General features: G+C 45.3%; 11 protein-coding genes. 10 read left to right on the top strand and 1 reads right to left on the bottom strand.

Annotated elements, in window-relative coordinates:
• Positions 1 to 186: 186 nt before the first annotated feature.
• The 4 genes from ACZ5NB_RS14020 to ACZ5NB_RS14005 all read left to right on the top strand — a co-directional run bounded on the left by ACZ5NB_RS14020 (position 187) and on the right by ACZ5NB_RS14005 (position 4333).
• Positions 187 to 2472 carry a putative bifunctional diguanylate cyclase/phosphodiesterase gene (locus tag ACZ5NB_RS14020; RefSeq protein WP_460234570.1) on the top strand — a complete coding sequence of 762 codons (2286 nt, stop codon included), beginning with the start codon at positions 187 to 189 and terminating at the stop codon, positions 2470 to 2472.
• 653 nt (positions 2473 to 3125) lie between these two features.
• Positions 3126 to 3509, top strand: coding sequence for a hypothetical protein (locus ACZ5NB_RS14015; protein ID WP_460234569.1), 384 nt, complete (start codon positions 3126 to 3128; stop codon positions 3507 to 3509).
• A 75-nt stretch (positions 3510 to 3584) separates the two neighbouring features.
• Entirely contained in the window at positions 3585 to 3836 is a 252-nt protein-coding gene (locus ACZ5NB_RS14010) for a DUF2164 domain-containing protein (RefSeq protein WP_460234568.1), read from the top strand.
• A gap of 86 nt (positions 3837 to 3922) precedes the next feature.
• Positions 3923 to 4333, top strand: coding sequence for a DUF4345 domain-containing protein (locus ACZ5NB_RS14005; protein WP_460234566.1), 411 nt, complete (start codon positions 3923 to 3925; stop codon positions 4331 to 4333).
• Positions 4334 to 4346: 13 nt separating this feature from the next.
• Here the strand turns inward: ACZ5NB_RS14005 and ACZ5NB_RS14000 are convergent, their stop codons facing one another.
• Positions 4347 to 5225 (bottom strand): Rossmann-like and DUF2520 domain-containing protein, encoded by an 879-nt coding sequence (locus tag ACZ5NB_RS14000; protein WP_460234565.1) that lies wholly within the window; start codon positions 5223 to 5225, stop codon positions 4347 to 4349.
• 139 nt (positions 5226 to 5364) lie between these two features.
• On the opposite strand from ACZ5NB_RS14000, the gene ACZ5NB_RS13995 reads away from it, so the two are divergent.
• The 6 genes from ACZ5NB_RS13995 to ACZ5NB_RS13970 all read left to right on the top strand — a co-directional run bounded on the left by ACZ5NB_RS13995 (position 5365) and on the right by ACZ5NB_RS13970 (position 11863).
• On the top strand, positions 5365 to 6864 hold the full coding sequence (locus ACZ5NB_RS13995) for an acyl-CoA synthetase (protein ID WP_460234564.1): 1500 nt from the start codon (positions 5365 to 5367) through the stop codon (positions 6862 to 6864).
• Between the two features lie 50 nt (positions 6865 to 6914).
• Positions 6915 to 7838, top strand: coding sequence for a metallo-beta-lactamase (gene bla, locus ACZ5NB_RS13990; protein WP_460234562.1), 924 nt, complete (start codon positions 6915 to 6917; stop codon positions 7836 to 7838).
• A gap of 182 nt (positions 7839 to 8020) precedes the next feature.
• A complete protein-coding gene (locus tag ACZ5NB_RS13985) occupies positions 8021 to 8722 on the top strand; it encodes a spondin domain-containing protein (RefSeq protein WP_460234561.1) in 702 nt (233 codons plus the stop codon).
• Between the two features lie 406 nt (positions 8723 to 9128).
• Positions 9129 to 9338 (top strand): cold-shock protein, encoded by a 210-nt coding sequence (locus ACZ5NB_RS13980; protein WP_460234559.1) that lies wholly within the window; start codon positions 9129 to 9131, stop codon positions 9336 to 9338.
• Positions 9339 to 9587: 249 nt separating this feature from the next.
• Positions 9588 to 10508, top strand: coding sequence for a lipase secretion chaperone (locus ACZ5NB_RS13975; RefSeq protein ID WP_460234558.1), 921 nt, complete (start codon positions 9588 to 9590; stop codon positions 10506 to 10508).
• A 167-nt stretch (positions 10509 to 10675) separates the two neighbouring features.
• Positions 10676 to 11863 (top strand): pectate lyase, encoded by a 1188-nt coding sequence (locus ACZ5NB_RS13970; RefSeq protein WP_460234556.1) that lies wholly within the window; start codon positions 10676 to 10678, stop codon positions 11861 to 11863.
• Positions 11864 to 11867 lie beyond the last annotated feature (4 nt).

Genomic DNA, 11867 nt, shown 5'->3' with positions numbered 1-11867 from the left:
TATGGCACATCGGTGTCCTCGCAAAATACTTGTGGTTACATAAGTGCTAACATCAGCCACAGTGTGCGACGCATGTTACATGGAAAGACAACGGAATGAGTCACTAAAAACTGGAAGGAGTTTCTCGTGATAGTCGCTAGGTAATGTAAGCCTCGCGTAATCCGAATGTTGTGGTACTGATCTTATATGCAGAATAATTCAACTGCAGCCGAGTTGATCAAGAAGTTTTATCAACTTTTTACGGATCTCAATCATAATGAAGTTATCGAGCGCCTAGCCCGCTTGGTTATTGGTGACCCCGCTATTTCTCGCGTCGTCCTGTTAATTCCGCAAAACGACCAAATTCGTATAGAAGCTATCGCACAAAACCAAACTAATGTGGTTTTGCCTCGTATTGATTTCAAGCACCTTCAATCATTACCGCACCGCAACATTCAACATGCGATTGAATTGGGGCAACCGCTGTGCGTCGAAGCGTTGTATAGTCAAACCATCACTAGCAGCAATTATTCGCCTGGCACTAACTCAATCTATATTTACCCGGTAATAGAAAAGGGGCAGGTGTTAGCGGTTTACTATATGGAATCGCGCTCGTCATTGGATCATTTGGAGTTGGCGGTTCAAAACCTAGAGCCGGTATGGCTGTTTTCGGGTTTTTTGATGCGTCATGTACTGGAAATTCGACAGTACGAAGAGAAGTCTGCGGAATACGCCAAGGCAGAACAAGCGCTGTGGGCGAGCGAGATTTATCTTAACGCCATTCTAAATAATTCTCCTGCCCTCATTTCCATAAAAGATCTCAATGGCAATATCATGATGGCCAGCGATCATTACAAAATGCTGGCCGAAGTGAATGAAAGCAAGCTGGTAGAACAAGGTTTTTTTGGCGACTATCCAATGGAGTTGGCGCAGTCGTTGTGGGATGTTGAGGAAGAGTTCGACAAGAGTACTCAGGTTGTCGAAAGCGAGCTTGAGGTGCGCCATAAAGACGGCACTTTACATACCTACTTGATGTTGCGATTCCCGCTACGTGAAGAAACCGGCGATATCTTTAGCGTATGCAGTATTTGCATGGATATTACTGAGCGAAAGTTAGCTGAAGAGGCTGTTAGAGATCAGCAGTCTAGGTTGAACTTCATGGCGTTCCATGATGCCTTAACCGGATTGCCAAACCGTTCACTCTTTTATGATCGTTTAAATCACGGTTTAGTCCGCGCCCATCGAAGTTCTACTAAGTTAGGGTTGATGCTCATTGATATCGATCACTTCAAAAGCATCAATGACAGTTTAGGGCGAAATGCTGGCGACCAGTTGTTAAAAATACTCGCTACCAAGATGGTTGCCGAGCTCCGCCGAATGGATACCGTGGCGCGCCTGGATAGTGATGAGTTTATAGTTATCTTAGAAAATATTCGGTCAGTGGGAGATGCTAGGCGCGTAGCCGATAAAGTGTTGAAGCGTCTAGCTGAGCCTGTGATTATTGATGGAACAACATTGCAGAACTCTGTCAGCATCGGTATCAGTATGTACCCCCAAGATGGTAATGCGGCTGATGAACTGCTAAAGCGAGCCGATATAGCACTCCATAAAGCGAAGGAAAGCGGTAAAAATAATTACCTCTATTTCACTGAAGGCATGGATGCGTCGGCTGTGAAATTTATGGTTCTTGAAAAAGATTTACGAGCTGCTATCGATGAAGACCAGCTGCGTGTTTACTACCAACCACAAGTCGATTTAAAGAGTGGGTCGTTAGTTGGGGTCGAGGCGCTCATACGCTGGCAGCACCCGGAGCGTGGATTGATATCGCCTTCGCACTTTATTCCTTTAGCGGAAGAAACGGGATTGATTGTTCCCCTCGGTGAATGGCTTATCCGCCACGCTGGTCGCCAGCAGCGTCATTGGATTGATATGGGGCTGCATGTTGGAAAAATTGCGCTCAACCTTTCTCCTCGACAGTTGCGGCAGCAAGACTTTGCAATACGCTTGCGAGACATTTTGAACGAAATCGATTTGCCCGCACAATATTTGGAATTTGAAATTACTGAAACGTCTGCCATGGAACACGCCGGCGAAACTGTCAATATGCTGGCTCAGTTGAACGAAATGGGCTTGTCACTTGCTATCGATGACTTTGGTACGGGTTATTCGTCTCTCGCCTATCTTAAGCGTTTTCCAATCCAAAAATTAAAAATCGACCGTAGCTTCATACACGACATACATCATGATCAAAACGATGCGTCGATTGCAAACTCGATCATTGGGCTCGCACATAATATGTCGCTTAATGTGGTTGCAGAAGGTGTGGAAAACGAAGAACAAGCGAGTTGGCTACGTAAGCGAGGTTGTGATCAAGCGCAGGGTTTTCTCTACGCCCAGCCTGTGACGCCTGAAAAACTCGAAACCTACTTTTCGTCCGGTACAGCGGTGTTTCAGACCAATGATATCGAGCTGGAACTTCCTTTCCCAACGTAAATCTTCGATCCATTGTGGTTAATGCTCCACTTCGCCTGCGTTTTATTCTAAAGCACTGCAAGATAGTTTTCGTACCATCATTCTAGTTATCATGGTGCGATTATTTTCTATGTGCGCTTTCGTCGCCATAGAGAAAGCGTTTGTAACAAACGTTATCGACAACGGTCTAGGAAAATGAGAATACTGTTGAATCGCTCAGCACTCTATTTTTGTATTGTGTTTTTGGTTGGTTTTGCTTTCGGAACACTAAGAATTTTGATTTTGGTGCCTAGTGTAGGCGAGCAAACGGCAGAACTCATCGAGTTGCCTTTCATGATAGCGGTATGCTTTTGGGCGGCACGTTATATTGTGTACGCCAGTAGCACAGTGATAAATAGGCCACAGGCGCTGTGTGTTGGTGGGTTGGCGTTGCTATATCTGTTAGTTTTTGAATTCACCCTAGTGCTATGGTTGCGAGATTTATCCCTTCTAGAGTATATGCAGACGAAATACTCTATTTCGGGTGTGGCGTACGCTATGTCACTAATTCTTTATGGGGTATTTCCATACCTTATTGTTCGATTGCGAAAAACCTAAAAAGGCGCAATTCGGTGGCGATTACCGACTGATCCGGGAGCTTTTGTCCGCTAGATTGTGCTGAAGAGGGGGTGTGTATGGTACTTCAATATGCGTTGTTGTGGTTGCCGCTGGCTTTCATTGCGGTAATCAATGGCGTGTTACGTGAGTTGACCTATGGGAAGGTTCTTTCTGAGTTATCGGCTCATCAGCTCTCCACGCTAACGGGAGTTTTGCTCTCGGGAACATTTGTTTACTTCGTTCATCGGTTATGGCCGATCGAGTCTTTAGTTAATGCGTGGTGTATTGGCGCAATTTGGTTTGTGGCAACTGTTATATTTGAGTTTGGTTTTGGTCACTATGTTGCGGGACATTCATGGGATCATCTACTCAACGATTATCATATCTTAAGGGGGCGAGTATGGTCTCTATTTTTACTATGGGTACTGCTCATGCCAGTTATAATGTATCGATATGTCTAGCATATTTCCGTACTAAGACAGTGTCAGTTTAGCTGTCGTTTTTATGGCGATAAACTACTTGATAAGGAGATTTTGATGGAAAAGATTGAATTTTCTAAAGACGAAAAGGAATTGATCGTGAAAAAAGTTCAGCTTTACTTTCACGAGGAGTTGGACCAAAGCATCGGCGGATTCGATGCCGAATTTTTAATAGATTTTTTTGCCGAAGAAATAGGCCCGTTTTTTTACAACAGAGGGTTGTATGATGCGGAGGTGGCGATTAATGACAAGGTGTCTGAATTATCGGATTCAATTCTTCAGCTTGAAAAGCCTTTACCATTACGCTGACGTTAGTTGAGTTGCCACCTAGTAATCTTTAATGCCGAGGGTACCGTATAAGTGTACTCTTTGTTAATTCGTGCTGAGGAATTAAGTTGAAGTTGAATGTCAAATCGAAGCGAGTGGCCGTGGCTTTCTTGGTGCTGCAAGCCGTATTGTTTATTGGTTGTGGCCTGGCGGGGCTTTTTAATCCCGTTGGTGTTATGACGTCCATGGGGATTGCTTTAGATAACCCCGTGTCTATCACAGAAATTAGGGCGACTTACGGCGGCTTTCTGCTCGGCGCAGGGTGTTACATTCTCTATGCAGCGTTTAGTCGCCTTCATCAAGCGCTGGTAGCCGTTATTTTCCTGCTGGCTGGGGCAGGTGTGACCCGATTCGTGGGGGTTGTGTTTGATGGTGGGCAAGCATTCATGCAGTGGCTGTTACTCATTATCGAATGGGTTTCGGTTGCTATTGCCATCATTTTGTATCGTATGATACCGAAAGAAAGCCATGCTATATAAAATGAACGCCCCTTTAGTTTTCAGGATGTTCTGACAAGATCTGCTCAATACACATCAAGTTCTCTGGGCTCGCTGTGCCTTTGTTGCTAGCAAGGCGTAGCGTACGTTCCCCTAGCGATTTATATATGCCCAAAAGTGCTGATTGTTTATCTAGCGATGTGAGGTGGTGACGAATAGTCTCTTTATCACCTCGTGCGATAGGCCCGGTTAGTGCTTCTGTTGTGCCTCTGGTTTGGATGTTGTCTAGGGTGGCGTTAATTAGCGGGCGTAGTGCGGTGAGCGCATCGTGTCGGTCGATACCCGCGAATTCATTACATTCCAATGCCGCATCAATCAGTGCGACGAGATAATTTGACGCAAACACTGCGCCGCAGTGGTAAAGAGTTTTAGCTGATGAGTCTATTTCAAGAAATTGTTGGCTAACCGTTTCTATCATGGGGCGGACTGCATTCAACGCTTCCGTGTCACCTTCGCAACACCATATACAGTGCTTCAATGAGTTCTTTGCTTGTTTCACAGATGGAAACGTCTGAAGCGGGTGTGCCGAGGCTACAGCGTAGTGTGAGGACCGCTTGAGGACAGAACTCGATAATGCGCCGCTACAGTGAATAAGAATTGTATTGGGTCTGATCGCATTTTCTTGGTGGAGCATCTCAACAATGCTACTAATCGCATCGTCGCTGACCAAAATAAACAGAATGTCAGCTTGTTTGGCGGCGTCGGCAATTGTCGTTACGGCAGTTGCTGGCATCATTGAAGAAAACTGGTTCTTAGCCTTTTCTATATTCCTGGCACCGATAGCGGAGACCGTGATGCCATTGTCCTGGAAGGTTGAGGCGAGAGTCGATGCGACAATACCAGAACCAATAAGTGAAATGTTTCGCGTAGCCATGCTAAGTCTCTAATAAATTGGGAGATTTCCCAGTTCGGCTGGGTGTACAGTTCATCGAAAGTGTGGAAGTATCCTCGGTTACATTGCCTACGCTAATGAATAGATTCCGTATTGCAACCATTTCTGTGTAAGGTCGCTAATGATTACTGATAACGAGACAAAGCAAGCTTTTCCATTTCTAGATGATAACAATGATAGGCTTGCCTTAACCATAGGCGAGGAGCAAGTTACTTACGCCGCACTTAACCAACGTATTAATGATGTTGCTGCGAAGCTTCTCAAAGGAGGTGGAGATCTCCGCGAAGAACGGATCGCCATGATTATTCCTCCAAGCTTGGACTATGTCACATTGCTCTTTGCCATTTGGCGAGCTGGTGGAATTGCCATTCCTTTGAATATAAACGCTGTTATCGGCGAGCTTGAGCATTATCTTGTGTCAACGGGTGCGACGCAGTTAATTGTCTCCGACCAGTTAAATGGAGACATTGCTAGTCTATGCGCTCAACATGGCGTTGATCATCAGTTGTTCACCGATGTCGAATCAATGCCAATTCTTAACGCAAATCTACCTTCGCTTGATGTTTCCCGCCGAGCGATGATCTTATTTACGAGCGGCACAACGAACAAACCCAAAGGGGTGGTGTCAACGCATAGCAATATTCACTCTCAGATTCTTTCATTACTAGAGGCATGGGAGTGGCAAAAAGCGGATTGTATCCCTCTGTTTTTACCGATGCATCATGTTCACGGCATTATAAATATCCTATGTTGCGGATTGTGGGCGGGTGCAACAATTGATGTCTTTACACAATTCGATATCGAAACACTTTTGCCAAAGGTTACGGAAGATACGTATACGTTGTTTATGGCTGTGCCAACAATTTATGCAAAGTTAATATCCTACTTAGAAGGCATGAGTGCTGGCGAAAAAGAAAAAGTGTGCAACGGGTTTCGTCATATGCGCTTGAATGTATCCGGGTCGGCCGCTTGTCCTATCCCTATTTATGAAAAATGGTTGGCGTTGACGGAGCAAGTGCTTCTAGAGCGTTATGGTATGACAGAGATCGGAATGGCTATTTCAAACCCCTATCGTGGTGAGCGGCGGGCTGGTGCAGTCGGCGTCCCTCTACCTGGGGTCGAGGTGGCGTTATTTGATGAAAAGCAACAACGTGTAAGTACAGAAGGGGTTCCTGGGGAAATACGCATAAAGGGTAAGACCGTATTTTTGGAGTACTGGGGAAATAAATCCGCCACCGAAGAAAGCTTTGTTGATGGTTGGTTTTGCACGGGAGATGTTGCCGTCGTTGAAAATGGCTATTACCGTATTATGGGACGCTCATCGATTGATATTATTAAGTCGGGTGGCTTCAAAATATCAGCACTGGAAATTGAGGGGGTGCTACTGAGTCACGACGAAATTTTAGAGTGCGCCGTCATTGGTGTTCCCGACCCTATCTGGGGAGAAGCCGTAACGGCAGTAGTGGTGTTGGCTCCGGGTTCTTCTATCGATGACGTGGCGTTAAAAGAATGGTGTACGGGAAAAATGTCTTCGTACAAAATTCCGAAAAGTCTACGAGTCGTGGATTCTTTACCGCGCAACGCGATGGGAAAGGTGACCAAAACGCTTTTGCAGAAGTAGCCAGTAGACTGGTGATTGATATCTAACATTAAAACTTAAATAGGGGTGCTATGAATTTTCAGCTTAACAAGCGGTGTGTGCTCGCGGTCACGAGTGTCGTAGCAGCGTTAATGTGTTCTCTTCCAAGTGCAAGCTCAACTGATAATGAAGCAGCGCGCTACGTAAGCGATCTGAGTAATCAGGAAAAAGAAGAAATGGCCAAACCATTACACCAAGATGCCAGTGAGCCTGAAGAACCTTTTAATGTATTGGCAAATATATATTCTGTTGGTGCAAAAAATATCGGCGTCTATCTCATTACAACTGACCAAGGACATATTTTAATAGACTCTGGCACGCGCGAAATGCAGAGTTTGGTCATTGACAATATTAAGCGCTTAGGTTTCAACCCTTCTGATATACGGATCCTATTAGCAACGCACGCGCACTTTGATCATGTACAGGCTCATTCGGCAATTCAAAACGCAACCAAAGCGAAAGTGTTTGCAATGGAAGGCGATGCGCAAGCATTGCGCCAAGGAAAAGATCTGTCCCCACTGGGGTTTGAAGGCTGGCCGAAGGTCAAAGTCGACCGGGTTTTAAAGCACGGTGATGTCGTATCGCTTGGTGGCGTCAATTTAACAGCGACTCAAGTGCCGGGGCATACCCCTGGGTGTACCGTGTGGAGTCTAACTGCGTCAGAGTCTGATAGGCTGTATGACGTTACGGTATTTGGATGTCGTGGGCCAAACGCAGGGGTGCAACTGCACGGAAATCCTCAATTCCCGGACTTGATCCAAGAAACACTGTTGGGTTTTGAGCGGTTAGCTGAATTGTCACCGGATATTTACATCAGTAATCATCCGGGTGCTGATATAGCTCGTTGGGGCGATGCACTTAAGGGCGGGGCTCGCCCCCACCCACTACTGGAGCAGCAACCATGGGATGAAATGGTTGCGCAAACCAAAGCGCAGTTTATGACTCGCTATGAATAGCGCGCTCTATAGTTAAACGGTTTATGTTCTTTGATCTCAGCGTGTTGTGGAATATTTGTGATACATTTTACAGGATTGTAAAGTATCGCCTTTAGCGTAAATTCTCGTAACCCATTCACGTTCGTTCTCGTACTGACGTTGCCATTGTGAATTGGCAATTGATCAAAAAAAGGAGAAAGGACATGAAGATATTTTCAAGCAAATCGCTGCTCGCAGCTGGGCTAGTATTATGTGGTGCATTTAGCGGAGTGCCAGCTTTAGCCGATAAAACATTGAGATACGAAGTAGAAATTACGAATGTGACGAAAGGACAATTTTTTACGCCTCAATTAGTGGCGACGCACAACAACTCAGTATCCGTATTTGAGCTAGGCCAACCGGCTAGTATAGAAGTTGAGTTGCTTGCAGAAGGTGGTGATACGGCACCATTAACTGATCTCCTGCTATCGCAAGGGAGTGCGGTCAGTAATGTCGTCACCATTCCAGGCTTAATTGGTCCAGGTGAAACTCATCAAGTAGTCATTGAAGCGAGTAGGCATCATCGATACTTAAGCGTTGCGGCAATGCTCATTCCCACAAACGATACGTTCCTCGCAGTGAATGGCGTGCGATTACCATTTCGCGGTACGAGCGTTACTCATAGCCCCGGTTACGATGCCGGAACAGAGCTCAATGATCAGAATTGTGCAAACATCCCCGGGCCTCGATGTGGTGGAGATGGCTATTCCCCGGGTCCCAATGACGGTGACGAAGGCTTCGTATACATCGGTAATGGGTTTCATGACTTGGGCACAGAAGATGAGCAAGGAAATGAAATTCTGACCCCCGAAATATACGACTGGAATAACTCGGTAGCGGTCATAAAAGTAACCCGCATACATTAGTCTCTTAGCGGGTCGTAAGACCCGCTTATTATTCTCGACTATTTCTGCTTATTAAAATAATGTCCGCATTGTCTATTTTACTTTTTGGGTATATCTAGATTGTTTTTCTATTCTATTCAGCACTAATTAGATTATATTGACTGGTTTTTTTCCTCAATATCGCCACATTATTGTGCATTTTTATTTGTTAAAGTTGCATGGCTTGATGTAATTGACTTTTATTTGGCCCAGGATAGAATAATCGTCAAGCTAGAAAGCAAGAACTTATTCGTCTGCCAATTCGATCGTTTTAATTATAAAGCCCTCGTCCTGCCGTTAATAAGTAATCGCCAACTTTCCGGCTGTGCCGCGACTATGTGTTGTGTTTGCGGCGATTATTTGTAACAACAGATCATGAGGAAAAACTATGTCAGATCGCGTCACCGGTACCGTAAAGTGGTTCAACGAGTCTAAGGGTTTTGGGTTTATTCAACAGGCTTCAGGGCCCGATGTATTCGCACATTTTAGTGCGATAGAGGGGGATGGCTTTAAGACTTTAAATGAGGGTGAGCAAGTTGAATTCACCGTTACTGAAGGAAAAAAAGGTCCGCAAGCTGAAAAAATCGTAAGAATGTAAATCTTGTTATTTGCCTAGATAAAAAGCCAGCTTTATCGCTGGCTTTTTGCGTTTATAGCCGTATTACAAATTTTTCATTGGTGACCAGACAATCTTTCGCTTCCCGCGTTGCAAAGTGAGCTAGATCTCATCCACAAGGGAAACATTTTCAGACAATTTGCATTCCTCCAAAGTTTTGCAGTAGTTTCTTCGATCAGAAATAACAAGATTCTTGGGTTAAAAATAACAATAACATTGATAGGCAAGCAAATGGCGTCTAAATCAACGATTGATTTGTTTTACGTGTTTCTTTACGGGTTGGCCTTTTTACTGCTTAGTTTAACAGTTGTCTGGTATCTGGCACGTGAAGACACTGATGAGTCTCTTATGCTCGAAACCTCGGCGACTGAGAGTAAGACAGAAACGATAGAAAGTGTTTGGCAATGGTCTTCTAATGAAGCCTTGCGTGAATATGCAGCGACACAGCAAGGGGGCGCCCAGGGGCTCGATGCCCGTGTCGCCGCGACTATTGACGAACAGCGCATAGTGAAGGCTTTGGGTGATGTGCGCATTGATCACTACGGCAATGTCGTGGTGGATGAGGTAGGTCTTCAAGCGTTATACCAAACGATAGGTTATAGCGCAGTCACTATGAGCCAGCAGCAGCGTGATTACGTTAGCCAGGTAATTCGTGATGGTTTACCCAGTCCTGCTGCCGAGCAAGTGGTAGATATCGTCGGTAATTTTTTTGAGTACTTACAGGCCAAGTCTCAACTCGAAACCGTTTACCCCAACGTGACCGATCCAGTAACCTTGTCGATTAAACTTGATGATCTTCAAACCTTGAGGCAGATGTATTTTGGGGGATCTGTTGCAGAAAAGTTATTTAAACGCCAGCACGTACAAGAGCAGTATATGCTCGAGAATCTGCGAATTACTTCTGATACGAGCGTATCTGAAGATGAAAAGCAACGTCAGCGTGAACAAGCCCAAAAACATTTTTTGACGCGAGATTATGGCATAACTAACTGGCTTAGTCGCCGGGACATATTCTTGCAACAAAAAGCCGATATTCTTAATTCATCGCTGTCGTCAGCCGAACAGGCGCAGCAAATTGAATGGCTATTTGATGCTTCGTTTTCTGTCGAAGAGCAGCAAGCCATTGCCGCTGAAAACCTCACTGAGTTCTAACGCGGGCTGTGTGCCCGGTGTCACTATTCATGAAACCCTAGGCAAAAACAGCCAGTTTTTGCAATTATATGTCCTCTATACAGTGTTAGGCTTCGCGGTCTACGCTGTAGGGAAGTTAATGCAGCATCCCGTCAACAATAATTAATCAAAAATAAAGAGGGGCTGACATGAGTTTAAATTTACTACGTTTAGCGGTATTTCCTGTGGCACTGTGCGCAATGATCAGCAACGCCGTTGCGACCAGCCAGCCAGATGACCCTACCCCGGAGCCTAATCCACCTGCAGGGGCCTTAGAAAACGGGCGCTATGTCATTACCAATAGCTTTAGCGGTAAGGCGATGGAGGTTGGCGGCGCAAGTGTTAGCAATGGTGCAAACGTCGTCCAATATGATTACGACGGTGATACGCATCAACAGTGGGATGTCACTAATTTAGGCAATGGCTACTATACATTGCGTCCCGCTCATTCAGGCAAATCGCTTGATGTCTATGCATGGAGTACATCGGATGGTGGTGACTTACGTCAATGGGAATATTTAGGGGGTGACAATCAGCAGTGGCAAATTAATGCTGAGGGTAATGGAACATACAATATAATCTCACGCTTTAGTGGCAAGGCAGTAGAGGTCTATGACTTCAATTCATCGAATGGCGCCAACATTGTCCAATGGGAATATTGGGGAGGCGCGCCTCAATTGTGGCGATTTGCTTTAGTCGGTAGCTCACAGCCGCCAACTGGAAACGGGAAAGGTTCAAGTTGTGTTTCAACTGGCTCGGTGACTGTTTCGTCTACCATTGTGGTTAGTAGCGGTGTGTTTGATGGCGGCTGTAAAACTTATAATCCAACATCCGCTTTGGGTGACGGAGGACAAGGTGAAGGTCAAAAGCCTGTGTTTCGAGTAGAAAACGGTGCGACGTTGAAGAACGTCATCATCGGTCGAAACGGTGCGGACGGTATTCATTTTTATGGAGGCGGGACTATCGATAATATTCGCTGGACGGACATTGGCGAAGATGGCTTAACCGTGAAATCGCAAGGCGATATCGTCGTCCGCAATATTGAAGCTTATGACGGATACGATAAGTTTATGCAAATTAACGCTGCTGCCAATATTACTGTGTCGAATTGTATTGTCGATGGAGCCGGGAAATTTTTGCGGCAAAATGGCGGAACAGGGTTCACCATCAATGTTACGGTTGATAATTGTGATATCAAAAATATGAAGGAAGCTGTGTTCAGAACTGATAGCTCGTCATCGACCGCTCGCTTAACGAACTCGCGTATTCGCAATGCAGGTACCATCTGTTACGGGCCATGGCGAAGCTGCACTACGTCGAATGTCGTTGAATTCTAAATAA

The sequence above is a fragment of the Aurantivibrio plasticivorans genome (assembly GCF_055392955.1).
This window is presented reverse-complemented; position numbering and strand designations above follow the sequence as displayed.

Bases quoted from the DNA above. Each gene is read 5' to 3' on its own strand.
- ACZ5NB_RS14020 (WP_460234570.1), top strand. From the start codon at position 187: ATGCAGAATAATTCAACTGCAGCCGAGTTGATCAAGAAGTTTTATCAA.
- ACZ5NB_RS14015 (WP_460234569.1), top strand. From the start codon at position 3,126: ATGGTACTTCAATATGCGTTGTTGTGGTTGCCGCTGGCTTTCATTGCG.
- ACZ5NB_RS14010 (WP_460234568.1), top strand. From the start codon at position 3,585: ATGGAAAAGATTGAATTTTCTAAAGACGAAAAGGAATTGATCGTGAAA.
- ACZ5NB_RS14000 (WP_460234565.1), bottom strand. From the start codon at position 5,225: ATGGCTACGCGAAACATTTCACTTATTGGTTCTGGTATTGTCGCATCG.
- ACZ5NB_RS13995 (WP_460234564.1), top strand. From the start codon at position 5,365: ATGATTACTGATAACGAGACAAAGCAAGCTTTTCCATTTCTAGATGAT.
- bla (WP_460234562.1), top strand. From the start codon at position 6,915: ATGAATTTTCAGCTTAACAAGCGGTGTGTGCTCGCGGTCACGAGTGTC.
- ACZ5NB_RS13985 (WP_460234561.1), top strand. From the start codon at position 8,021: ATGAAGATATTTTCAAGCAAATCGCTGCTCGCAGCTGGGCTAGTATTA.
- ACZ5NB_RS13980 (WP_460234559.1), top strand. From the start codon at position 9,129: ATGTCAGATCGCGTCACCGGTACCGTAAAGTGGTTCAACGAGTCTAAG.
- ACZ5NB_RS13975 (WP_460234558.1), top strand. From the start codon at position 9,588: ATGGCGTCTAAATCAACGATTGATTTGTTTTACGTGTTTCTTTACGGG.
- ACZ5NB_RS13970 (WP_460234556.1), top strand. From the start codon at position 10,676: ATGAGTTTAAATTTACTACGTTTAGCGGTATTTCCTGTGGCACTGTGC.